We start from the raw sequence: 24,197 nt of genomic DNA, 5'->3' as shown, positions 1-24,197 counted from the left end.
GCTCGTCGTCCGTTGGTCACGCCGGGCGCGACCACGAGGTGTCGGGACGGGTCGACGCGGCGTCCGCCGCGCCTCCCGGCCTAGATGTCCAAGAAGCGGACGTCCTTCGCGTTCTGCTGGATGAACTGGCGACGGGACTCGACGTCCTCGCCCATCAGCGTCGCGAAGACGCTGTCCACCGCGGCGGCGTCCTCGAGCGTGACCTGCAGGAGCGTGCGGGTGTCCGGGTTCATCGTGGTGTCCCAGAGCTCCTTGTAGTCCATCTCGCCGAGGCCCTTGTAGCGCTGGATCCCGTTGTCCTTCGGGATGCGCTTGCCGGCGGCGATGCCGGACTGCAGCATCGCGTCGCGCTCCCGGTCGCTGAACACGTACTGGTCCGCGGCGTTCGACCACTTCAGGCGGTACAGCGGCGGCTGCGCGAGGTACACGTAGCCGCGCTCGATGAGCGGACGCATGTAGCGGAAGAGGAGCGTGAGCAGCAGCGTGGTGATGTGCTGGCCGTCGACGTCGGCATCGGCCATCAGCACGATCTTGTGGTACCGGGCCTTGTCCGGGTCGAAGTCCTCGCCGATGCCGGCACCGAACGCCGTGATCATCGACTGGATCTCCTGGTTGGCCAGGGCTCGGTCCAGGCGGGCCTTCTCGACGTTGAGGATCTTGCCGCGCAACGGCAGGATCGCCTGCGTCATCGGGTTCCGACCCTGCACGGCGGAACCGCCGGCGGAGTCACCCTCGACCATGAAGATCTCCGACAGCGTCGGGTCCTTCGACTGGCAGTCCTTGAGCTTGCCCGGCATGCCGCCGGACTCCAGGAGGCCCTTGCGGCGGGTCGTCTCGCGGGCCTTGCGGGCGGCGAGACGCGCCTGCGAGGCCTGGATCGCCTTGCGGACCACGTCGCGCGCCTGTGACGGGTTGCTCTCGAACCAGTGCACGAGTTCCGTGCCGACCACGCGCTGGACGAAGGACTTCGCCTCGGTGTTGCCGAGCTTCGTCTTCGTCTGGCCCTCGAACTGCGGTTCGCCGAGCTTCACGGAGATGACGGCGGTCAGGCCCTCGCGGATGTCGTCACCCGTGAGGTTGTCGTCCTTCTCCTTGATGATCTTCGTCTCGCGCGCGTAGCGGTTCACGAGGGTCGTCAGCGCAGCGCGGAAGCCCTCCTCGTGCGTGCCGCCCTCGTGCGTGTTGATCGTGTTCGCGAAGGTGTGGACGCTCTCCTGGTACGAGGTGTTCCACTGCATCGCGACCTCGAGCGCGATCTTGCGCTCCGGGTCCTCGGCCTCGAACCCGATGACGTCGGGGTGCACGAGGTCGGCCTTCTTCTGCGCGTTGAGGTACTCGACGTAGTCGGCGAGACCGCGCTCGTAGCGGAACGAGTCCTTGCGCGCCTCTTCGCCCTCGGCCGGCGTCCGCTCGTCCACGAGGGTGATGCGCAGGCCCTTGTTGAGGAAGGCCATCTGCTGGAACCGGGTACGGAGGGTCTCGTAGTCGAACTCCACCGACTCGAAGATCTCGGCGTTCGGCCAGAACGTGATGGTCGTGCCCGTCACGTCGGAGGCCTCGTCCTGCGAGAGCGGCGCGACCGGCACCCCGTCCGTGTAGCTCTGCCGCCAGACGTGGCCCTGCCGACGGACCTCGACGTCGAGTTCGCTGGACAGGGCGTTGACGACGGAGGACCCGACACCGTGCAGACCACCGGAGACGGCGTACCCGCCACCGCCGAACTTGCCGCCGGCGTGCAGGACGGTCAGGACGAGCTGGACGGTCGAGATGCCCTCGTTGGGGTGGATGTCGACCGGGATGCCACGGCCGTTGTCGACCACGCGGACGCCACCGTCTTCGCGGATGGTGACGTCGATCGTGTCGCAGTACCCGGCCAGGGCTTCGTCGACGGAGTTGTCGACGATCTCCTGCACCAGGTGGTGGAGACCACGCGGACCGGTCGACCCGATGTACATGCCCGGGCGCTTCCGGACGGCCTCGAGCCCCTCGAGCACCTGGATCTGGTCTGCGCCGTACGATGGTTCGCTCTGCGGGGCCTGCGGCTGGGCCTCGTCGTTCTGCGGGTCTCGCTGGTCGTCGTCAGATTCAGATGTCATGTCGGGAGTGCTCCTGCCTGCGCGCGGAACACCCGCACACTGCACGTCCCAGTCTACCGCAGGCAGGGCTCCGTCCGGGGGCCGTACGCCTCGCAGAGCGACGAATCTCAGACGGATGGATGATTTCGTCTGGTCAGCCGTAGGTATCGCGGGGGCCGCGCCCCTGGACCGACCTGAGGCCGCGTTTCCATGTGGGGGCGTCCGGGCCGGAAACCCGGATCGACTCGACGCCCGCCGCGGGGTACCGCTGGGCGATGGTCGTCGTGACGGTCCCGCGCATGAGTCGGAGTTGCGTCGCCCACGCCGTCGAGTCGCACCGGATGACGAGTGCACCGTCCTCGATCGTCACCGGCGTGGAGTGCTTCGCGAGCTCGTCACCGACGACGCTCGGCCAGTCGACGAACAGTTCCGAGCGGGCCAGTGGCTCCGTCCATCCGAGCTCGGCGGTCAGCGCACCCATCACGTCGCCGAGGCCGGTGGGCTCCCGTCCCTTCCCGTACGGCACCGAGTCCGGGTCCTGTCCGGCGGCCCGGCGCCGACGCGCGTCGACCCCCCGCTTCGACGGGTCGCCGAACACGGCCTTGAAGTGCTGGTACACCCGCGAGGGCTCGGCCGGTCTCCAGGGCTTCGGCATCAGGGTGCCGTCCGGTCCACGGCGTCGGCCGACCGGGCGGGGTCGGCCGGAGCGGGATCGGCCGGGGCGGGTTCGGCCGGAGCGGCGTCGGCCGGAGCGGCGTCGGCCGCCTCCGGCGCCTCCGGACGGGAGGCCCGACCCGCGTCGTCCGCGTCCCGCACGATCGCGCCCGCTTCGATCCGCACGGTGTGTGCCGCGAGCTGACCGGGCACGTCGCCGTGCACGGCGGCCGTGATGAGCACCTGCTCGTAGTCGGCGACCGCCCCGGCCAGGCGCTCCCGCCGTGACTCGTCGAGCTCCGCGAACACGTCGTCGAGGATGATGATCGGGTCGCCGAGGGATGACTCGGCACGCAGGATCGTCGCCGACGCCAGCTGCACCGCGAGCGCGAACGACCAGGACTCCCCGTGACTGGCGTACCCGCGGGCCGGTAACCCGTTCAGCTCGAAGAGCACGTCGTCCCGATGGGGTCCGGTGAGCGTCAGGCCGCGGTCCAGTTCGTCCCGCCGACGGCGCTCGAGCGCCACGCGGAACGCCTCTGCCGCGGACGCGGTCGTGACCGGTTCCTCGGGCGTCCCGAGGACCGGGTCGGTGGCCGCCGCGTCCTCCGGATCAGCACCCCGCACGCTGAGGACACCGGCGATCGACGCCTGGTGCCGCTCGCCCGCGACCGTCGCGTAGGACTCGGTGACGAACGGGGCGAGCCGCCGGGTGAGGTGGTCGCGGGCGGCGATGATCTCGGCGCCGAACGCCACGAGCCGGTCGTCCCAGACGTCGAGCGTCGAGAGCGCCCCGGCCTTCGCCCCGGTCGCGCGGGCCGACTTCAGCAGGGTGTTCCGCTGGCGGAGCGTGCGGTCGTAGTCGGCGAGCACGCCCTGCATGCGCGGGGCGATCTGGACGAGGAGCTCGTCGATCATCCGCCGGCGCCCCGACGGCTCGCCGCGGACGAGTGCCAGGTCCTCGGGGGCGAAGAGCACGCTGGTGCAGTAGCGCGGGAGCTCGCGGGGCTTGATCGCGGACCGGTTCACCTGCGCCCGGTTCGACCCCGTCCGGTTGATCTGCACCTCGGCGAGGATGCTGCGGTCCTCGTGCGCGAGCCGTGCCCGGACGATCGCCGAGTCACATCCCTGTCGCACGAGCGCCGCGTCGGTGGGGACGCGGTGCGACCCGAGGGTCGAGAGGTACCCGATCGACTCGACCAGGTTCGTCTTGCCCTGGCCGTTCCGACCGACGAACAGGTTCGGCCCGCGTGCGAAGTCGACGTCCGCCTCCCGGTAGTTCCGGAAGTCGGAGAGTTGCAGATGGTCGACGTGCACGCGGGCCGAAACGGGTCGAGGGGGTTACCCCGACCGGCTACGCCTTCTTGACGGCGTGGCCGCCGAACTGGTTGCGGAGTGCCGCGACGGCCTTCATCGTCGGGGACGCGCTGCCCTGACGCGAGACGAAGCGCGCGAAGATGGACGCCGAGATCGCCGGCATCGGCACCGCGTGCTCGATGGCCTCTTCCAGGGTCCACCGGCCCTCGCCGGAGTCCTCCACGTAGCCCTCGATGGCGTCGAGCTTCGGGTCCTCGTTCAGCGCGAGGACCATCAGGTCGAGCAGCCAGGAGCGGACGACGGTGCCGCGCTGCCATCCGGCGAACACGGCGGGGACGTCCTTGATGATGTCCTTCGCCTCGAGGAGCTCGTAGCCCTCGCCGTACGCCTGCATGATCGCGTACTCGATGCCGTTGTGGACCATCTTCGCGTAGTGGCCCGCGCCGATGCCGCCGGCGTGCGAGAAGCCCTCTTCGCGCGGGCCCTCGGGTCGCAGTGCGTCGAAGACGGGCATCGCGAACTCGACGTCCTCGGCAGCACCGCCGACCATGAGGCCGTAGCCGTTGTCCTTGCCCCAGACACCGCCGGAGACGCCGGCGTCCATGTAGCGGATGCCCTTGGCAGCCAGCTGCTCGGCGTGGACGGTGTCGTCGAGCCACTTCGAGTTGCCACCGTCGATGACGAGGTCGCCTTCGCTGAGCACGCCGGCCAGGTCGGTGATCACGTCGTCGGTGATCTTGCCGTGCGGGACCATGACCCACACGAGACGCTTGCTGTCGGTGAGGGCTTCTGCCAGGGCGCCGAGGTCGGCGACGTCCGAGACGGCGGGGTTGGCGTCGTACCCGACGACGTCGATCCCTGCGTTGCGCAGACGCGCACGCATGTTGTTGCCCATCTTCCCGAGGCCGACAAGACCGATCTGCATGATTTCCTCTTCTTCGTCGATGTCGCGCTGGTGCTGGTGTCCACGCGCCAGCGCTGGATGTCTGTTGCGGCTAGCGCAGCAGCAGGTTGGGCTGCAGCAGGTACCGGTACCCGTCCGTGGCAGCTTCCTCTCGCGAGGACTGCCCGGTGATCAGCACCGGTCCGGGCTTGTTCGGGTTCTCCGTCTTCGTGAAGGAGATCCGGACGAACTCGGAGTGCACTGCATTCAACCCGTCCAGGAGGAAGGCCGGCTTCAGGGAGACCACCGTTTCCTCACCGGTCAGCAACGCATCGATCGACTCTGACGCCTGCGCTTGTTCGGAACCGATCGCCTCGAGCGTGAGCCCGTCGACCGAGAAGGAGAAACGGAGTGCGGCTTCGCGCTCCAGCACGAGGGAGACCCGTCGGACGGCCTCGACCAGTTCCGCGGTGTTGATCACCGCGTGGTCCTGGACCGTGTCGGGGAAGAGCCGGCGGACCGGCGGGTAGTTGCCCTTGATGAGCAGCGACGTCACGGTCTTGTCGTCGGCCTGGAACGCGATGAGCTCACGGTCCGAACCACCGCTGATCGACACGGAGACGGTGGTGGCCGATCCGAAGGTGCGGCCGACCTCCTGCAGGGTGCGGGCCGGGACGAGTGCATGCAGCGTCGGCGCCGGCTCGGCGTCTCCGCCCGGACGGCCGGAGTCCCACTGGATGGTGCGGACGGCGACCCGGTAGCGGTCGGTCGCGATGAGCGAGACGTCGCTCTCGCCGACCTCGAGCTGGACGCCGGTGATGACCGGGGTCACGTCGTCGCGGCTGGCGGCGACGGCCACCTGCGACACGGCTTCGGAGAACGAGTCGCCGGGGATGACACCGGTCTGCGGACCGATCTCCGGCAGCGTCGGGTACTCCTCCACCGGCATGGACAGCAGCGTGAAGTGCGCGGATCCGCAGGTGACGGTGATGCGGGAGTCCTCCGTGGAGAACGTGACCGGGGCGTTCGGCAGCCGGCTCGCGATGTCGTTCAGCAGCCGGCCGGAGACGAGCACCGTGCCGGGGTCGTCGATCTGGGCGGCGATCGACGTCTGTGCCGAGACCTCGTAGTCGAACGACGAGAGCGTCAGACGATCACCGTCGGCGTGGATGAGCACACCGGACAGGATCGGGAGGGTCGTGCGCTGTGGGAGGAGCTTCACCGCGAAGGAGACGGCTTCGGAGAAGACGTCCCGGTTGACCTCGAACTTCACAGCGTGGACCCCTGTCGATCGGTTGACTGTCCGGCCGCCCCATTGTGGCACAGCGGCGGCAGACCGCCGATCCGTGTCATCCGCCGTCCCCAGGGGTTGGCCCAGGGAGAGGGAGAGAGAAGAGAGGAGTAATGGTCTTAACGCCTGTGCACACTGTGGACAACTCTGGGGATGCCGCTCGGCGACAGGGAACTACAACCGTGTCACTTGTTGGCGGCGTGTGGGCGGCCTATGGATGAAGGAAAATCATCTATCCACTTCCATCCCCAGTTTCCACAGACACCCCACCAGCTGTGAACAACGGAGCGGCGTGTCCTCCACAGTTATCCACAGGCTTTCCACACTGTGGGGAATCCGCCGCATGGAACCGTCTCAGATGGTGGACGCACCCAGAAGGAGGCCGATCCCGGGTCTGGGACGGGCCTCCTGGACGGGGGGGTGGCAGCGAGATGCTCGCTACCGGTAGCGGCGGTCCTGCTTGATCCGACTCGTCAGTTCCGTGACCTGGTTGTAGATCGAGCGCCGCTCCTTCATGAGCTCGGCGATCTTCTTGTTCGCGTACATGACGGTCGTGTGGTCGCGGTTGCCGAACAGCTGGCCGATCTTCGGCAGCGACAGGCTCGTCAGCTCACGGCACAGGTACATGGCGATCTGTCGTGCGGTGGCGATCGCCTGCGACCGGGACGAGCCGTAGAGGTCGTCGACCGAGAGCTTGAAGTACTCCGCGGTGTGGTTGATGATGTCCGTCGGCGCGATGACGTTGTCCTCGTCGAGCGTGATGAGGTCCTTGAGGACCGTCTGCACCAGCGCCATGTCGACGGCCGTCCGGTTGAGGCTCGCGAACGCGGTCACCCGGATCAGGGTGCCCTCGAGCTCCCGGATGTTGCTCGAGACCTTCGACGCGATGAACTCCATGATGTCGTCCGGCACCTGCAGGTGGTCGGACTGCGCCTTCTTGCGGAGGATCGCGATGCGGGTCTCGAGGTCCGGCGCCTGCACGTCGGTGATGAGACCCCACTCGAAGCGGCTGCGCATCCGGTCCTCGAAGCCGGTGAGGTGCTTCGGGGCGACGTCCGACGTGATCACGACCTGCTTGTTGTGGTCGTGCAGCGTGTTGAACGTGTGGAAGAAGGCCTCCTGCGTGGAGTCCTTCCCCTGCAGGAACTGGATGTCGTCGATGAGCAGGATGTCGATGTCGCGGTACCGCTGCTGGAACTGGTTCGAGCGGTTGTTCGCGATCGAGTTGATGAAGTCGTTGGTGAACTCCTCGCTCGACACGTACCGGACGCGGATGCCCGGGTACAGGCTCTCCGCGTAGTGGCCGATCGCGTGGAGCAGGTGGGTCTTGCCGAGACCCGAGTCGCCGTAGATGAAGAGCGGGTTGTACGCCTTCGCCGGCGCTTCCGCGACCGCGACCGCGGCTGCGTGGGCGAAGCGGTTCGAGGCGCCGATGACGAAGTTGTCGAAGTTGTACTTCGGGTTGAGCCGGGACTCGGGGCGCCCGCTGGTGCCCGGGGAGTCGACCTGGCTCGGGACGAACGGCGCCTCGATGTACTGCCGAGGAGCGGCGCTCTGCTGCACCTGCTCCTGGACCGGTTCGGCGTAGGACGGCACCGCGACGGCGTCGACCCGGGGCTCGGAGGCCATGTCGGGGTTCACCGTGATCGCGAAGTTCGCCACCGAGTCGTCTCCGATCCGGGAGACCGCTTCGGTGATGGGGACCCGGATGCGCTGCTCGAGCATGCCGCGGGTGAGGTCGTTCGGCACTTCCAGGTAGAGGGTGCCCGCCAGCACGCCCTTGGGCTCGACGAGGTTGAGGAAGCCGTGGAGCTGCGGGGTGATCCGGTCGTCGTCGGACAGGATGCCGAGCACTGACGACCAGAGGTCCTCGACGGGGTCGGCCGGCGTCATGTCGCGCTCGTCTCCTGGTCTCGTTGCTCGGTTGCGGCTTCGGGTGTGGTCTCTCGCCCGTCGGGACGGGCGGTGGCGGCCACCGACCGACGACACGCGGGTGCGGGCGGAACCGCTCCCGCGTTCCGCGGACGGCTGGTGCGGTGGTGCGGGCGCTGGTCCGACGACGAGCTTCCCACAGGGTTGTCCACAGTGTCCTCCCCGGCTGGTCCACCGGAGACGAGTGAGGTACTCCCCCGCAGTACCGGGCATCCGGCCGTGCAGTGCCACAACTGTACGGGACCGCACCGTGTCCCACCGAACGGGAGTTGTCCCCAGTGTGGAGAACCCGGAGGCGTCACCGTGGGAGCGCGGACGGGGACGGGATCGTTTGACCTCCCAGCCGTCGTCACGTACCGTTGTCCAGTTGACTGCGGCCGTTCGGTCGCGCCATCCGCGTCAACCAATGCATACGTGACGGCTCGCCGCGAGCAGCCGTGTGGAGATCATCATGAGCAAGCGCACCTTCCAGCCGAACAACCGCCGCCGCGCCAAGAAGCACGGCTTCCGCGCCCGCATGCGCACCCGTGCCGGCCGCGCCATCCTCGCCGCACGCCGCGGCAAGGGGCGCACCGAGCTCTCCGCCTGATCCGCGGGGTCCTCGCCGTGTTGGCCCGAGCCAACCGCATCGTCCGAGGCGACGACTACCGATCGACCGTGCGTCGTGGCCGCAGGAGCGCCACGGCGCACGTCGTCGTGTCGGTGGTCCGTCGCCTCGATGACGACGGCGGTCCCACCAGGTTCGGGTTCATCGTGGCGAAGACCGTCGGGAACGCGGTCACGCGCAACCTCGTGCGTCGCCGGCTGAAGGCGATCGCACACGGTCTGCTGCCGAGCGCTCCGCTCGGGTACGACGTCGTGGTGCGCGCACTGCCAGCCGCCGCGCAGGCCGGATGGCCTACCCTGCTCGGAGACATCACGCGTGCCTTCGCGCGGGGTGTGGAGAAGGCAGCATGAACCGGTTCCTCTGGGTCGTCGCGTTGCTCCCGCGCAACGCGTGCGTCGTCGTGCTCCGGGCCTACCGAGCGGTGATCTCGCCGCTCTACGGCAACGTGTGCCGGTACCACCCCTCGTGCTCCCGGTACGCACTCGAGGCGATCCAGCAGTACGGGGTCGTCCGCGGTTCGGCCATGGGAGCGTGGCGGATCGCACGGTGCAACCCCTGGGCCGCCGGTGGGATCGACGACGTCCGGGAACGTCGCCGCCCCTTCAACGTCAGTCGGTTCGGGTTCGTGCTCGCACCGAGCCCGCAGCAACAGCAGGACCCGGTCGGCATGATCCGCCCGGTGCTGCTCCCCCAGCGCACTCGAAAGGCGTGACCTCCTCATGGAGATCCTGAACACTCTCCTCTGGCCGCTCAAGTGGGTGGTGTCCGCGATCCTCGTCGGGTTCCACTGGCTCTTCGAGACCATGGGGATGGACCCGTCCGCGGGCATCACATGGGTCCTGTCGATCATCTTCCTGACCTTCGTGGTCCGGGCCGCGCTGATCCCGATCTTCGTGCGGCAGATCAAGTCGCAGCGACGGATGCTCGAGGTCGCGCCGCAGCTGAAGAAGATCCAGGACAAGTACAAGGGCAAGAAGGACCAGTTCTCGCGCGAGGCGATGTCCCGCGAGACGATGGCGCTGTACAAGGAGACGGGGACGAACCCGCTGAGCTCCTGCCTGCCGCTGCTCATCCAGATGCCGATCTTCTTCTCGCTGTACTCCGTGCTGCACGAGGCGCAGATCAACAAGGCCGGCATCGGTCTGCTCACGAACGAGCTGGCGGCGGACTTCGGCAACGCTGCACTCTTCGGTGCGCCGCTGCACGAGACCTTCACGAACGCGTCGGGCTGGGAAGTCCGGATCATCGCGGGCGCCATGATCGTCGTGATGACGGCATCGCAGTTCATCACGCAGCTGCAGCTCGTCGCCAAGAACATGTCGCCGGAGACCAAGGAGTCTCCGATGTACCGCCAGCAGAAGATGATGCTGTACATCCTCCCGCTGGTCTTCGTCATCTCCGGCCTGTCGTTCCCGCTGGGCGTCATGTTCTACTGGCTCGCCTCGAACCTCTGGACGATGGCCCAGCAGTACTTCGTGATCCGCAGCATGCCGACGCCGGGCTCGGAGGCGGCCCTGGCGCGCGAGGCGCGTCTCGCCAAGAAGGCCCAGCGCCGCGGCACCCCGGCCACTGCCGGCGTCCTGACCGAGGCCGGTACGGGCGCCTCGGTGGCCGAGGTCGAGGCACGTGTCACCACCCAGCGCCAGCAGCCGGTCGGCAAGTCGCGCGCGAAGAAGAACGGGAAGAGCAAGTGACCGAGCAGGACACCACGGCCGTCGTCGACGCGACCGAGGACGAGCAGGTGCTCGGCCAGTCGAGCGAGCAGGGCGGCGACGACGAGAGCCGCGACGAGGCGGACATCGCCGCCGACTACATCGAAGAGCTGCTCGACATCTGCGACCTCGACGGGGACATCGAGATCGAGGAGCGCGCTGGACGTGTCTACCTGACGGTCTCGGACGACGGTGAGGCGCTGCGCGTCCTCGCGAAGCCCGACACCGTGTCCGCCCTGCAGGAACTCACGCGGATCGCTGTCCAGGCCGAGACCGGCGAGTTCAGTCGTCTGATCCTCGACATCGGGGGCTCCCGCGACGCTCGGGCGACCGAGCTCCAGCGGCTGGTCGACACTGCGATCGAGCGCATCGAAGCGGGATCGACGACCGCGGCGCTGCCGCCGATGTCGTCGTACGAGCGGAAGCTCGTCCACGACCTGGTCTCCGAGAAGGGCTTCCACTCGGAGTCCGAGGGCGAGGGTCGGGACCGTCACACGGTCATCACCCGATGACGGAAGCGGGCTCCGCTGACGCTCCGGTCCTCGAGACCGAGCCGGCGGTCGCAGCGACGCTGTTCGGAGACCGCCTCGAGGTCGCCCGGTCCTTCACGAACGAGTTGGCGCGTCGTGGCGAGGAACTCGGGCTCATCGGTCCCCTCGAGCTCCCGCGACTGTGGACGCGACACATCCTCAATTCTGCGCTCTTGGCTCCGCTCCTGCAGACCGGCGGAACGGTCGGCGATGTGGGATCGGGTGCGGGCCTGCCCGGCCTCGTGCTGGCGATCGCACGACCGGATGTCTCCATGACGCTGATCGAGCCGATGGAGCGCCGCGTGGAGTGGTTGCGAGGCGAGGCGGAACGGCTCGGTCTCGAGAACGTGGCGGTCGTCCGAGCCCGGGCCGAGGACGTCGCAGACGAGTTGGTGCTCGACCAGGTCACGGCCCGAGCCGTCAGTGCGCTGTCGAAGCTGATCCCCCTGACCGTGCCCCTGGTCCGGTCCGGTGGGCAGCTCATCCTCATGAAGGGTGCGCGCGTCGACGACGAGGTCGCCGCAGCCCGGAAGGTCATCCTCCGCAAGCGCCTCGAAGACGTCGAGGTGCTCGAGCTCGGAGTCGGAGTGGTCGAAGAGACCACCCGCGTCTTCCGGGCTACAGTTGACTGACGCTCCCGGTCCGGTCTGACCGGGGATCCGCGCCCTGCGCCGGACGAGGCGTTCGGGTCGCGGCCCATGTTCCACGTGAAACACCGACCGGGGAAGAGGCACTCGTTGAGTTCATCGACCGACTACGACGCTTCGACGCCCCTGGCGCGTGAGATCGCTGACCTGAACCGACGGCGCCGGGCGATCGCGACGCAGCAGTTCCCGCTTCCGGACAAGACCCGCGTGTTCACAGTGTCGAACCAGAAGGGTGGGGTCGGGAAGACCACGACGACGGTCAACCTCGCTGCGGCCCTCGCGCACGGCGGAGCTCGGGTGCTCGTGATCGACCTCGACCCACAGGGCAACGCGTCGACCGCACTCGGGATCGACCACCAGGCCGAGGTCGCGAGCATCTACGACGTGATCGTCGACGAGGCACCGATGGCGGACACGGTCCAGCGGTCCCCCGAGTCCGAAACCCTCTGGTGCGTGCCGGCCACAATCCACCTTGCCGGCGCCGAGATCGAACTCGTTTCCTTGGTAGCTCGAGAACAGCGTCTGCGGACCGCTCTCGACCAGTACCTCGCTTCCGTCGACGAGCCGTACCACTACGTGTTCATCGACTGCCCGCCGTCGCTCGGGCTGCTGACGATCAACGCCTTCGTGGCAGCGAAGGAGGTGTTGATCCCGATCCAGTGCGAGTACTACGCGCTCGAGGGGCTCAGCCAGCTCCTTCGCAACATCGAGCTCATCGAGCGTCATCTCAACCCGAACCTCGCGGTGTCGACGATCCTGCTCACCATGTACGACGGTCGGACGAACCTGGCCAACCAGGTGGCCAACGACGTCCGGACGCACTTCGGCGATCAGGTCCTGAAGGCGATGATCCCCCGGTCTGTCCGCGTCAGCGAGGCACCGAGCTACGGACAGAGTGTCGTGTCCTACGACGTCAACTCCAGCGGGTCACTCTCCTACCTGGAGGCTGCTGCCGAGATCGCAGAACGAGGAGCGAAGCACTGATGGCACCCAAGCGAACCGGACTCGGGCGCGGTATCGGCGCCCTGATCCCCACCGCCAACGAGCAAGAGCGTCCCGTCGACGTGTTCTTCCCGACCGGAGGCACCTCCGCCGCCGATGCGAATGGCGCCTCGGGACAGTCGGCAACGGCGGAGGAGCTCCTCGCGGTTCCCGGAGCTCGTCTCGCCAACCTCAACCCGCTCGACATCGTCCCGAACGCGCAGCAGCCCCGCAAGGAGTTCCGTGAAGAGGAACTCCAGGAGCTGATCCACTCCATCCGGGAGATCGGACTCCTGCAGCCGATCGTCGTCCGCCCGATCACCGGTGCAGCTGGCACCGAGCCGCAGTACGAGCTGATCATGGGTGAGCGCCGTCTTCGTGCGACGAAGGAGCTCGGGCTCGCCACGATCCCGGCGATCGTCAAGGACACCCCCGACGACGCGATGCTCCGCGACGCGTTGCTCGAGAACCTCCACCGCGCTCAGCTCAATCCGCTCGAGGAGGCTTCGGCCTACCAGCAGCTGCTCGCCGACTTCGGCATCACGCAGGAGCAGCTCGGGCAGCGGATCGGGCGCTCACGGCCCCAGATCACGAACACGATCCGTCTGCTGCGCTTGCCCTCCCCCGTACAGCGGCGCGTGGCCGCTGGTGTACTCTCGGCCGGGCACGCTCGCGCGATCCTCGCAGCGCCGGACGCGGAGGCGATGGAGTACCTCGCCGAGAAGATCGTGAACGAGGACCTGTCCGTGCGGGCAGCGGAAGCCATTGCTCAGCAGATGTCGACGAAGGCGCCGGCGAAGACGCCGTCGCAGCCGTCGAAGCGGCAGGTGCACTTCAACGACATGGCTGAGCGACTGGGCGACCGGTTGAACACCCGCGTGAAGATCGCGGTCGGTGCCCGGAAGGGATCCGTGACGATCGACTTCGCGACTGCCGACGATCTCAACCGCATCCTCGGCGAGCTCGGGATCCAGGACCTCGCGGGCTGACGGCGGCCGCCGGTCGCTTCCCCGTCAGAATCCAGGAGGAGCACGCCTCCCCTGAGCGCTGTGTGGCGCCCTGAGAGGCGAGGGGCGCTGCCGCTGATCCGGAGGACGTGGTTGTCCTTCTCGGCCCGCAGAAGGGGCGTCAGACGCTGTCAGGAGCGTCCTGCGCTCATCCGGCCTGTGCACACGGGGGAATGGCGCCGCGAGGATCGCGCCAGGCCGTCGCAACGTCCAACTGGCGGTTGGCTCGCCGGGCAGGTGCGCGGCCGACGATCGGCGGTCGATACCGGTGCGTAGTGTTACCCCGCCGCCAATCTGCTCGGCCAGTTCTTGCTCCAGGACGACAACCCTGCCCCCGACCGTCGGAGGTCGAGACCTGGTCGTGCGGCTGAGGGTTCACGCGCCCGGGATTCCGGTCGTCGCTGGTCGGTGATCCTCTTCGGTACTCGGCGGCCACGGAGGAGCGACTGCGCTCGTCACACGTGGTCAGACCGCGCGCCTCTTCTTCCGGCGTTCTGCTGTCGTGCCCGGAGCGTGAGGCGCTCCGCCAATGACCAGGCGACGCCTTTGCCCCGCGGCTACTCCGCGGAGCGACGTCGAGGGTGCCCATGAACCGAGCCCGATCGACACGGCGGAGACGTTGCTCTTTGATGTTGCGACGACGTGCATCGAACCGAGGCCGCGGGGGTTAAATGCGGGCTGGCGGTGCTCACCGCACGCCCCGGGAGACGGTGGTCGTGATGGTTTCACGTGGAACATGTGAGCCAAGGCTGCTTCGTGTGGCGCGGCGGTCGCCCGGAGCGCGTCAGGACACGGTGCCAGGCGGCCCGCCGTCGAGCGGGTCGATGCTCGGCACCACACGCTGTCGTCGGGACCTGCGGAACGCCAGGCGACACTCTCCGTCCGGAACGCAGGACGATTCCTGCGCGCCGTGCGAGAAGGACGTTCGTATCCGGAGCGGCGGAGCGCCCGAACCCGCGAGACGCCCGCCGGGGCACCACGGTGTGTCTGTGCGCGACGACGGCAGGCCGGGCACCGCGGGCACCATCACCAGGAGCAGCCGCCAATTGCGAGGTTCCACGTGAAACGTCGGTCTCCACAACGCTGCTCGATCAAGGACTACCGGCTCCATCGAAGCAGTGATCCACTACGCCTATGGCCAGGAAGAGTGATTGGAGCTGGCAGTTCGGCACCTTCCATCTGGACGGTGCTGCACAACCGAAGCTCGATGCGCGCTGGATCCTGGGCAGCCTGCAGGCCGGCGCAATGCTCGCGGCCTGAGCGATGAGTGTGGGCCGAGGGGCGCGGAGTCGATCGGTCAACAAGCGGTGCGAAGCATGCGACTCGCGCTGTAGCGAGTCGCCCATGTCGCCACCGTGACGCAGCCTGATGGGCTTGGTCCGCGCCGTGAGACCGTATACCGTTCTTCTCCCTCGGCTGCGACCTCGGAGTGCAGTATGCCGAGCTCAGCCCGCATCGGTGGGGCCTCGATGCGAGCGGCGATGAAGGGCGCCTCTTTCGAAGTCCTGCTCACACCGCCTCAGCGAACGAGCCGTACTTCGGCTCCTCAGCGGGATGGTCGCACGCCGGCGGGTGGACAACGGCAGGCGGACTGTCACCGCGGTGCCGCCTGCCGACGGCAGGGTGCTGATCGACCGACAGAGGGTGATGGTCGCGAGCGGGCGCCGTGGCTGCCGCTCAAAACACAGTGTCGGACCCACGGGGACGGGCTCAGACGATGCTCCCCGCCATGTCACGGGTTGGAAGGTCAGCTTCCGCCCTCCCGGAGCTTCCACGTAGCGCCCGCCGCTGCGTAGCCCGAATTCCGTGGTCTTCCGCGGCAGCCGCAGGTCCGGGCGGGCTGACATGGCCCGAGTTCGGTCGCCTGATGCGCATGCGCGAAGGGAATCGAGCCGCGGGTACGTCTGTGATCAGCACGCAGTAGCCCCGCCGGTGCCGAGGAGGAACAAGGCGTGCTCCACCACTGCGGTACCGGTGACGTGAACGGGCAGGTGGGCCGTTCGCACTCAGCCATCCACTGCCGGGCCGACTGGTCTCGGCAGCCAGGCGGATCACAGGCGGTAGCTGGGCCTGGCGACGCACCCGACCGCCCCGAGGCACCGGTTCTCCGAGTCAGGACGGCTGTCGCGTCTCGACCACCGCGAACACGATCGGTCGATGTTCCACGTGGAACGTCCAGACGTCCGAACTTCGGGGGCCTTCCCCGCTCAGGCCGAGTGGTCCCGGATGGCTTGCTCCGCGAGTTCGGCGTACGTCCACCCGAGGTCGAACCCCGACGCCGACAGCGCCTGCGGCACGAGGGACGTCTCGGTGAGCCCCGGGAGCACGTTCGCTTCGAGGAACCACGGCGTCCCGGCGCCGTCGACGATGATGTCGACGCGGGACACGTGCCGCAGACCCAGAGCGCGGTGCGCGAGGACGGCCGCTGCCGATGCGGCGCTCGAGTGTTCCTCCGACAGGCGGGCGGGCGTGTAGAAGGTGGTCTCCCCCGCGTTGTAACGAGCCTCGTACCCGTAGATCCCGTTGCGGGGCACGATCTCCACCGGCGCCAGCGCGAGCGGCCCGTCGCCCGTGTCGATGATGCCCACGGCGATCTCGGTCCCGCGGATGAGCTGCTCGACCACGGCGTCCTCGCAGTACGTGTACGCAGCGACCATGGCACGAGGCAGATCGTCGACGTCCTCGACGAGGGTGACGCCCTGGGCACTCCCGCCACGGGCGGGCTTCACGGCGAGCGGCACGGGGTGCTCCGCGGCGATTGCCTGCAGCACACCCACGGCACCGAGTTCCCGGAACACGTCGTGCGACAGCGTGACGGAGCGGGGGGTCCGGACGCCGGCCCGAGAAACGAGCGCCGATGCGGTCGGCTTGTCCCATGCCAGCCGAGCCGACGTGGAGCGTGAGCCGACGTACGGGATGTCGAGGGCCTCCAGGATGCCGCGCAGCGCGCCGTCCTCACCAGACGCTCCATGGAGTGCGGGCCACACGACGTCCGGGCGGTCCGCGCTCAGCGCCGGCAGCAGCGACGCGTCAGCGTCGCGGAGGTCGACCTGCCAGCCGTACCCGGCGAGCGAGTCCGCGACGCGTCGTCCGGACCGCAGTGAGATGTCGCGTTCGTGCGAGATCCCCCCGGCGACGACGACGACGTGACGGCGGGCGAACTCAGCCATGTGTGTTCCTCTGCGAAGGGGTACGGTGGAGCGAAATACCTGATCAGGACAGGTTCGGCGGCGGCGAGCTGACCGTGGAGCGGCTGACGGACGAGGCGGTCCGCGCCGTCGGACCGAACGTCTCGATGAGCTCGAGCTCGTCGTTCACCACGGAGGCCAGGCGCTTGACGCCGACGCGGATCTGGTCGGACGTCGGGTAGCAGAACGACAGGCGGATGTTGCCGGCTCCGCGACCGTCGGCGAAGAAGGCCGTGCCCGGTGTGTAGGCGACGAGCTCCTTGACGGCGCGCGGGAGCATGCCCTTCGAGTCGAGCGAGTCCGGCAGGGTCAGCCACACGAAGAAGCCGCCGTTCGGCACCGTCCAGTGCAGGTCGGGCAGGAACTCCCCCAGCGCGGACAGCATCGCGTCGCGGCGCTCGGCGTACAGGCCGCGGAAGGTGTCGATCTGCCCCTTCCAGTCCGCTGCATCGAGGTACGCGTTGACGACGTACTGACCGAAGGAGTTCGGGGCGAGGACGGCCGATTCGTTCGCGAGCACGAGCTTCTCGCGGATGGCGTGTGGCGCCAGGGCCCACCCGACGCGGAACCCGGGCGCGAGCGTCTTCGAGAACGAGCCGAGGTAGACCACGCCCTCGTCGTCGATCGACCGGATGGCCTGCGGGGCGGGCTCGTCGAACCAGAGCAACCCGTACGGGTTGTCCTCGAGCACGAGGATGTTGTTCGAGCGGCAGATGTCGAGGACCTCGATGCGGCGCTCGCGGCTCATCGTGACCCCGGCCGGGTTGTGGAAGTTCGGGATCGTGTACAGGAACTTCATCCGCTTGCCAGCGGCCCGGAGACGGCCGATCGTCTCGCGGAGGGCCTCCGGGACCAGGCCGTGCTCGTCCGTCGCCACGTGCACCGTCTCCGCCTGGTACGACCGGAACACACCGATGGCGCCGACGTAGGACGGCGACTCCGCCAGGACGACGTCACCCGGGTCGATGAACAGCCGCGTCACGAGGTCCAGGGCGTGCTGGGACCCCGTGGTGACCACGACGTCCTCCGGGCTGGCACGGATGCCCTCCAGGCTCATCACGTCGACGATGTGCTCACGGAGGGGTCGGTGTCCCTGTCCGCCGCCGTACTGCAGCGCCATGGCGGCGTCCTCCTGCATGACGCGGTCGATGGAGCCCGTGACGAGCTCCCGCGGCAGTGCGGAGACGTACGGCATGCCGCCGGCGAGCGAGACCACCTCGGGCCTCGACGCGACGGCGAACAGAGCTCGGACCTCGGAGGCGCTCAGCCCGGCGGTGCGCTGGGCGTAGGAGTCGTACCAGGGGTCGAGACTGTTGCCGTTCGTCATCGAGTTTCCTCCACTCGGTCGTTCTCGCCACAGTACGACATGCAACCGGGCATCCGTCGGTCCGCGACGAGGCCGATCGTCGATCGGTGGCCCGCTCCGGCCCGGAGGCCCGCCCCGCGTCCGCCCCGCCCGGCGCGCGGACATCGGCCCGGGACAGGCGAACGCCCCGCCCTCCGATGGAATGGAGGACGGGGCGTCCGGGTCTGTGCGCGGGCTCCCTACGCGAGGAAGTCCGCGAGGTCGGCCTCGAGGGCCGGCTTCGGCTTGGCGCCGATGACGGTCTTGACGACCTCGCCGCCCTTGAAGACCTTCATCGCCGGGATCGACGTGATCTGGTAGTTCATGGCCGACTGCGGGTTGTCGTCGACGTTGAGCTTGACGATCTCGATCTTGTCGGCGTGCTCCGCGGCGATCTGGTCGAGGATCGGCGACACCGCACGACACGGGCCACACCACTCGGCCCAGAAGTCGACGAGGATCGTCTTGTCGGACTTGAGGACTTCGGCCTCGAACGTGGCGTCGGTGACGGCCTTGGCGTTGCTCATGTTTGCTCCTTCGACGGAAGTCGGTTCGGTGAGGGGAACGTGGTCGACGGACCGGGCATTCCCCCGGTCGGCCGCGCCCGGGTCAGACCCGCGCGGTGACGTCGATGATCGCCTCGGTCGGGGTGACGCCCTCGGCCTGGTCGGTGATGCTGTGGTCGAGGTCGGCGAGGTACTTCTCGGCGTCGAGTGCGGCCACGGCACCGGAACCGGCGGCCGTGATCGCCTGGCGGTACGTCGGGTCGAGCACGTCACCGGCGATGAAGACGCCCGGGACGCCGACCGCGCGGGACGAGCGGCCCTCGACCGCGAGCGTGCCCTCCGGGGCGATCTCGAGCTGGCCGTGCACGAGGTGGGTGCGGGGGTCGTTGCCGATCGCGATGAACAGGCCGTCCAGCGCCATCGAGGACTCCTCGCCGGTGACGGTGTCCCTGAGCGTGACGCCCTCGACCGCCGTGTCGCCCGTGATGCCGGTGACCGTCTTGTTCCAGGCGAACTCGATCTTGGGGTCGTTCATGGCCCGGTCCTGCATGATCTTCGACGCGCGCAGGGTGTCCCCGCGGTGGATGATCGTCACCTTGTCGGCGAAGCGGGTGAGGAAGGTCGCCTCCTCCATCGCGGAGTCACCGCCGCCGACGACGGCGATGTTCTTCTGACGGAAGAAGAAGCCGTCGCAGGTGGCGCACCACGAGACGCCGTGACCGGAGAGGCGCTCCTCGTCCGGGAGGCCCAGGTGCCGGTACGCGGACCCGGTCGCGTAGACGACCGCGAGGGCCTCGTACGTCTCGCCGGAGCCGACGGTGACCTTCTTGACCTGACCGGTGAGGTCGACGGAGACGGCGTCGTCGTACAGGACTTCGGCACCGAACTTCTCGGCCTGCTCCTGCATCTTGATCATGAGGTCGGGGCCCTGGACACCCTCGGGGAAGCCCGGGAAGTTCTCGACCTCGGTCGTCTTGGTCAGCTCGCCGCCGGTCTCGACGCTCGAGGCGACGATGAGCGGCTTCAGCTCAGCGCGCGCGGCGTAGATGCCGGCCGTGAACCCGGCGGGACCGGAACCGATGATGATGAGCTCGCGCATGACTGCCCTTCCGTTGCGTGCCACCGAGACAACCCATGGTAGCCGCGGGCCATTCCCGGGCAGCCGTGAGCGTCAGGCCCGCGGACGTCCCCCGTCGGGGCCCGACTCAGCGGCCGAGTCGTGCGCGGACGAGGTCGACGGCGCTGCGCACCTCGGCATTGCGGATGGCCGCCAGGACGCCGAAGTACACGGCCACCATGACGACCCCGCCCAGGACGACGGTGATGGCCGCGCTCGTGAAGTCCGCCATGGCGAAGCCGTCCTGGCGGAAGGCCCCGAAGAAGTGGACGACGACGAGGCCGACGGCGCCGGCCACGAGTGCGGCGACGACGAACTGCAGGTGCGACCGGGCGACCACCGGGCCCTCGATGCCGTCGAGCCGCCGACGGACGAGCACGAGCGCCACGATCGTCTGGGCCGACCCGGCGACGGTCGTGCACGCGGCGACGGCGAGACCGATGACCTGCCCGGGCAGCGCGGTCACGGCCAGGGCCCCGATGACGAACAGGCCCGACTGCACGAGCTGCATGAGGAACGGGGTCCGGTGGTCGTGCATGGCCCAGAACACCCGCTGGATGATGAAGAGCATGCTGAACAGCACCAGGCCGGGCATGTAGGCCAGCAGCACGCCGCCGATGGACACCGCGCCCTCGAAGGTGTTCGAGAACATCCGGCCGAACGGCACCGCCACCACCATGAGCGCGACGGCCGAGAACACCGTGAACAGGCCGACGATCCGCAGGGACAGCGACAGGTTGCGGCGGACGGCGGCCAGGTCGCCGCGTTCGGCGTCGTGGCTCATCCGCGTGAAGTACGCGGTGGCGATCGACACGGCGATGATCGAGTGCGGCAGCATGAAGAGCAGCCAGGCGTTCTGCAGCACGGCGTTGCCGGCGTTGCCGGAGCCGAGCGATGCCACGCGGGACTGCACGATCCCGGCCAGCTGCGTGACGAGGATCATCGCGAACAGCCATCCGGCCGCCGTCCCGGTGGCCTTGAGGCCGACGCCCCGCCAGCGGAAGTCGGGTCGGAAGGTCAGGCCCGCGCGCTTCCAGAAGAACGGCAGGAAGGCCGCCTGCGCGAGGACACCGAGTGAGGCGCTGCCCGCGAGCACCGCGATCTTCAGCGGCGTCCAGTCGTCCGTCCCCGCGTTCATCGTGCGGTTGCCGAACAGCGCGATGAACACGACGAGGCCGGCGATCGCGATGACGTTGTTGATGAGCGGCGCCCAGGTGAACGGACCGAACACCTGCTTGGCGTTGAGGACCTCGCCGAGCAGCGAGTACATCGCGTAGAAGAGGATCTGCGGCAGGCACCAGAACGCGAAGGCGACCGCCAGGTCCGTCGCCGCCGGGGAGAAGCCCTTGCCGTCGTCCGCCTGCGCGGCGTACACGCGGACCAGGACCGGGGCGAGCAGGGTCGCGATGATCGTGATCACGACGAAGACCGAGCCGCCGAGCGTCACGATCTTGTTCACGTAGGCGCGCCCGCCGTCGCCGTTCTGGCTCATCGAGCGGACGATCTGCGGGATGAGCACCGCGGAGAGCAGGCCGCCGGCGATGAGCGCGTAGATGTTGTTCGGGAGCTGGTTCGACACCGCGAACGCGTCCGCCGCACGGGAGTTCGCCTGCCCGATCGCGTACGCGAGCACGAACGTCTTCGCGAAGCCGAGCAGCCGCGACACCATCGTCCCGACCGCGAGCAGGGCACTCGCCCGTCCGAGGTCGCGTCCGCCCTCCGCTCCGGTGTCGACGTTCCCGGTCGTGGTGGGCGGGGTGGTGCTGATGGTCGGCTCCTCGGACGCACGGCGGTCGGTGGGCTGGCGACGGTCGTCGCGGGTGCTGTCGTCGTCGTGGTGGTCTGCCGGGAGGCTCGACTGCACCCCGGCTCGCATGATCGCGTCCTCGAGCCGGTCGCCGTCGGCCGCCACCGTGTCGGTGCCGGAGCTGGCCGCGGCGATCGCGGTGGCGGCCCCGGGAACGGTGGCGGCTCCGGGGACGGGGGTCGGGCCTCCAGGCGGGGTGTCGACGGCGGGCTCCCCCGGCGCCGGCGGCTGGACCTCGAGCGGACGGTTCGGGTCCTCCTCCTCGGGCTCGGGCTCCCCGTTGCGACGACGGAGTCGGCGCCGCACGTTGCGGACGATGCCGAAGCCGAAGACTGCGATGACCGCGATGGCGGCGACGGCCGTGATGACCGTCTCCCACTGCGCCTGCACGTTGATCTCGACCGTCGCGGGCGTCGAGATCCGGGCCCCGGTCGCGCTCGTCAGGGACATCGACAGGGCGACCTTGCCGTTCGCGACCGACTGCACGGGGAAGGTGGTGCGGGTCGAGGAGCGGGGCTGGATGGTGACCTCGACCGCGTTCTGCTCGATGCGCAGGAACGAGTTCGACGGCGAGACGGTCAGGAAGACGGTGACGGCGTGGTCGGACCGGTTCCGCACCGAGATCGGCAACGAGGACCGGTCACCGAGCAGGGTGATGTCGCTCGAGTTGACGATGTTGACGCTGTTGACGGTCTCGTCGTTGTCGGCGACGAGCGTGTCGATCGCCGTCGAGAGGCCCTCGGGGTCGGCACGCCACGCGTTCGAGGCCGCCGCGAGGGTCGCGAGCCGGGCGGGGGCGGTGACGGACGCGGGGTCCTGCACGGCGCTGGCGAAGTCGGTGAGGTCCTGCTCCGACCCGACCAGGCGGCGGAGCGTCTCGAGCCGGTCGTCGTCGACGCCGGCGCTCTGCAGCGTGAGCGAGCCGGGGGTGGCGTCGACCACGGTGGAGAAGTCCGTCGGCGAGACCCAGACGGTGCTCTCGAGGGTGTCGAGGGCCTGGTCGAGGCGGCTGGAGTCGGTCGGCCAGGACCGGTCGAGCGTGAGGAGGAGCGGCCCGGTCGCGGTGCCCTGGACGGCCACGGTCGCCAGGGTGGCGGTGAGTTCCGACATCGCGTCCGTGTAGGCGCGACCGTTCGTGGCACCGGCGGCGTCCCGGAGGAGCGCCGACATCGCCTGGTCGGCCACGAGCCCCTGCGTCGGACCGATGGACTCCGACGCGGCGACGGTGGCACCGGCACCAGCGGAGGTGTTGCCGCTCGAGACGATGGTGGAGCGGTACCCGGCCTCGCTGAGGGCCGGCAGGTCGTCGGTGGCGACGGTGCCGTCGGCGGGCCAGGCGACGGTGTCGAGCGTCCACGGGAAGTCGACGAGCGACTCCGACGTGGGGATGGTCGTCGGGGCGTCCGGCTCCGTGGTGCTGCCGTCGTCCGTCGGGTCGCCGGGGCTCGCGGGACCGGTCGCCGCGTCGGTGGCACCGACACCGTCCTGGTCCGGTGCGTCGGTGCTCGAGGTCCCGGGGGTGGCCCCGTCCGCGGGCGTGGCCGTCGGGCTCGGGGTCGCGCCCGGGAAGCGGTCGTCCTCGACGGCGGCGGCGATCGCCTGGTCGAAGGAGATCGGCGCGGCGATGCCCGGCGATCCGGCCTGGTTGAGTCCGGTGACGTCGGCGTCCGCGTAGGTGAGCGGGAACTTCTCGTTCCGCAGGCCCTCCAGGCGCTCCAGCCAGGCCGTCGCGGTGCTCGGGGCGTCGTCCCCGAGGAGCCGGATCGACGCGATGATCCGCGGGTCGACGGCGAGGGCGACGCTGTGGTCCTCCGCTGCGTCGAGTTGCTGGGTCAGCGTGCCGTCGACCGCGGTGGCCGAGGCGAGGGCACCGGCGGTGAGGACGCCGTCCTCGGTCGCGGGCACCGTCACGGGCATCGCGACGGCGACGTCGACGGGCGCGCGGTCGAGCGCGGGGTTCCAGGTGAAGGCGGACCGCCCGACCGCGAACGTCGAGCCGGCTGCGTACGAGGCCGCGATGCGTCGTGCACCGAACGGGTTGAGCGTGCCGAGTCGGACGTCGGCGAACGGGACGCTGATGTCACTGACCGTCACCGAACGGTGTGCTGGGACGACCGGGACGTCCACCTCGCCCATGGGCTCACCGGGGTAACCGTCAGGTGTGGTGTCGCCCAACCAGTCGGTCAGGATGTCCCGGGTCCCGACCACGGGTCGGATGATGTCGAGGTCGGCGCTCCCCGCGGGCAGCGCGACGTCCGTGTCGTTCGTCACGGTGAGGGACAGCGAGAGGTCGTCACCGAGCTCGAGGACCCCTCGCCCGGACGGGGTCAGCGCGACGGAGGTGGTGCCGGACTGTGCGGCGCTCGGATCGGCGGGCTTCGTGGTGGTGGCGGCGTCGGCGACGTCCACCGCGGCGGGCGCGATGACCAGACCGGTGGCGACCAGGGCGGACGCGGCGGCGGCGAGCACGGTACGGAGTATCTGCATGTGAGAGGGCCCTGGTCGTGAGCGGGCCACGACGAGTGTATGAGGCACGACCATGACGACAGGCGGGCGCGCAGGTGCTCGCCGTCATCATCTGGGATGATCGACGGCGTC

General features: G+C 69.0%; 20 protein-coding genes. 9 read left to right on the top strand and 11 right to left on the bottom strand.

Annotated features, from left to right (window positions below):
• Positions 1-80: 80 nt before the first annotated feature.
• The 6 genes from gyrB to dnaA all read right to left on the bottom strand — a co-directional run bounded on the left by gyrB (position 81) and on the right by dnaA (position 8,113).
• Positions 81-2,096 carry a DNA topoisomerase (ATP-hydrolyzing) subunit B gene (gene gyrB / locus DEI84_RS01665; RefSeq protein WP_110825769.1) on the bottom strand — a complete coding sequence of 672 codons (2,016 nt, stop codon included), beginning with the start codon at positions 2,094-2,096 and terminating at the stop codon, positions 81-83.
• A gap of 133 nt (positions 2,097-2,229) precedes the next feature.
• Complete coding sequence (locus tag DEI84_RS01660) at positions 2,230-2,730, bottom strand: DUF721 domain-containing protein (protein ID WP_110825770.1); 501 nt, start codon at positions 2,728-2,730, stop codon at positions 2,230-2,232.
• On the bottom strand, positions 2,730-4,046 hold the full coding sequence (recF, locus tag DEI84_RS01650) for a DNA replication/repair protein RecF (protein ID WP_220032853.1): 1,317 nt from the start codon (positions 4,044-4,046) through the stop codon (positions 2,730-2,732). The genes DEI84_RS01660 and recF overlap by 1 nt, the downstream gene beginning before the upstream one ends.
• A 37-nt stretch (positions 4,047-4,083) precedes the next feature.
• Entirely contained in the window at positions 4,084-4,971 is an 888-nt protein-coding gene (gnd, locus tag DEI84_RS01645) for a phosphogluconate dehydrogenase (NAD(+)-dependent, decarboxylating) (protein WP_110889428.1), read from the bottom strand.
• Between the two features lie 70 nt (positions 4,972-5,041).
• Entirely contained in the window at positions 5,042-6,202 is a 1,161-nt protein-coding gene (gene dnaN, locus DEI84_RS01640) for a DNA polymerase III subunit beta (RefSeq protein ID WP_110825773.1), read from the bottom strand.
• A gap of 456 nt (positions 6,203-6,658) precedes the next feature.
• The gene (gene dnaA, locus DEI84_RS01635) at positions 6,659-8,113 is read right to left on the bottom strand and encodes a chromosomal replication initiator protein DnaA (RefSeq protein WP_110889427.1); all 1,455 of its coding nucleotides are present in this window, start codon (positions 8,111-8,113) and stop codon (positions 6,659-6,661) included.
• A 490-nt stretch (positions 8,114-8,603) separates the two neighbouring features.
• Between dnaA and rpmH the strand changes: the two genes are divergently transcribed.
• The 9 genes from rpmH to DEI84_RS15880 all read left to right on the top strand — a co-directional run bounded on the left by rpmH (position 8,604) and on the right by DEI84_RS15880 (position 14,896).
• The gene (rpmH, locus tag DEI84_RS01630; protein WP_043595303.1) at positions 8,604-8,741 is read left to right on the top strand and encodes a 50S ribosomal protein L34; all 138 of its coding nucleotides are present in this window, start codon (positions 8,604-8,606) and stop codon (positions 8,739-8,741) included.
• Between the two features lie 17 nt (positions 8,742-8,758).
• The gene (gene rnpA / locus DEI84_RS01625; protein ID WP_110889426.1) at positions 8,759-9,109 is read left to right on the top strand and encodes a ribonuclease P protein component; all 351 of its coding nucleotides are present in this window, start codon (positions 8,759-8,761) and stop codon (positions 9,107-9,109) included.
• Complete coding sequence (yidD, locus tag DEI84_RS01620) at positions 9,106-9,471, top strand: membrane protein insertion efficiency factor YidD (protein WP_110825776.1); 366 nt, start codon at positions 9,106-9,108, stop codon at positions 9,469-9,471. Before rnpA ends, yidD begins: the two co-directional genes overlap by 4 nt.
• Before the next feature lie 7 nt (positions 9,472-9,478).
• Positions 9,479-10,453, top strand: coding sequence for a membrane protein insertase YidC (gene yidC / locus DEI84_RS01615; RefSeq protein WP_110889425.1), 975 nt, complete (start codon positions 9,479-9,481; stop codon positions 10,451-10,453).
• A gap of 47 nt (positions 10,454-10,500) precedes the next feature.
• Entirely contained in the window at positions 10,501-10,983 is a 483-nt protein-coding gene (locus tag DEI84_RS01610) for a R3H domain-containing nucleic acid-binding protein (RefSeq protein ID WP_110825818.1), read from the top strand.
• Positions 10,980-11,633 carry a 16S rRNA (guanine(527)-N(7))-methyltransferase RsmG gene (gene rsmG, locus DEI84_RS01605; RefSeq protein WP_110825778.1) on the top strand — a complete coding sequence of 218 codons (654 nt, stop codon included), beginning with the start codon at positions 10,980-10,982 and terminating at the stop codon, positions 11,631-11,633. The genes DEI84_RS01610 and rsmG overlap by 4 nt, the downstream gene beginning before the upstream one ends.
• Positions 11,634-11,699: 66 nt before the next feature.
• Entirely contained in the window at positions 11,700-12,632 is a 933-nt protein-coding gene (locus DEI84_RS01600) for a ParA family protein (protein WP_110889424.1), read from the top strand.
• Positions 12,632-13,618 carry a ParB/RepB/Spo0J family partition protein gene (locus DEI84_RS01595; RefSeq protein ID WP_110889423.1) on the top strand — a complete coding sequence of 329 codons (987 nt, stop codon included), beginning with the start codon at positions 12,632-12,634 and terminating at the stop codon, positions 13,616-13,618. Before DEI84_RS01600 ends, DEI84_RS01595 begins: the two co-directional genes overlap by 1 nt.
• A gap of 1,152 nt (positions 13,619-14,770) precedes the next feature.
• Positions 14,771-14,896, top strand: coding sequence for a hypothetical protein (locus DEI84_RS15880; protein ID WP_258371653.1), 126 nt, complete (start codon positions 14,771-14,773; stop codon positions 14,894-14,896).
• A gap of 947 nt (positions 14,897-15,843) precedes the next feature.
• Here DEI84_RS15880 and DEI84_RS01590 read toward each other — a convergent pair.
• The 5 genes from DEI84_RS01590 to DEI84_RS15820 all read right to left on the bottom strand — a co-directional run bounded on the left by DEI84_RS01590 (position 15,844) and on the right by DEI84_RS15820 (position 24,086).
• Entirely contained in the window at positions 15,844-16,806 is a 963-nt protein-coding gene (locus DEI84_RS01590) for a D-alanine--D-alanine ligase (RefSeq protein WP_110889422.1), read from the bottom strand.
• 43 nt (positions 16,807-16,849) lie between these two features.
• The gene (locus DEI84_RS01585; RefSeq protein WP_110889421.1) at positions 16,850-18,151 is read right to left on the bottom strand and encodes a PLP-dependent aminotransferase family protein; all 1,302 of its coding nucleotides are present in this window, start codon (positions 18,149-18,151) and stop codon (positions 16,850-16,852) included.
• Between the two features lie 218 nt (positions 18,152-18,369).
• Positions 18,370-18,696 carry a thioredoxin gene (gene trxA / locus DEI84_RS01580; protein ID WP_110825783.1) on the bottom strand — a complete coding sequence of 109 codons (327 nt, stop codon included), beginning with the start codon at positions 18,694-18,696 and terminating at the stop codon, positions 18,370-18,372.
• Positions 18,697-18,778: 82 nt separating this feature from the next.
• Positions 18,779-19,774 carry a thioredoxin-disulfide reductase gene (gene trxB, locus DEI84_RS01575; protein ID WP_110825784.1) on the bottom strand — a complete coding sequence of 332 codons (996 nt, stop codon included), beginning with the start codon at positions 19,772-19,774 and terminating at the stop codon, positions 18,779-18,781.
• A gap of 106 nt (positions 19,775-19,880) precedes the next feature.
• The gene (locus DEI84_RS15820) at positions 19,881-24,086 is read right to left on the bottom strand and encodes a DUF6049 family protein (RefSeq protein WP_220032852.1); all 4,206 of its coding nucleotides are present in this window, start codon (positions 24,084-24,086) and stop codon (positions 19,881-19,883) included.
• Positions 24,087-24,197: the final 111 nt, after the last annotated feature.

It is taken from the genome of Curtobacterium sp. MCBD17_023, assembly GCF_003224415.1.
Classification (GTDB): domain Bacteria; phylum Actinomycetota; class Actinomycetes; order Actinomycetales; family Microbacteriaceae; genus Curtobacterium.
This window is presented reverse-complemented; position numbering and strand designations above follow the sequence as displayed.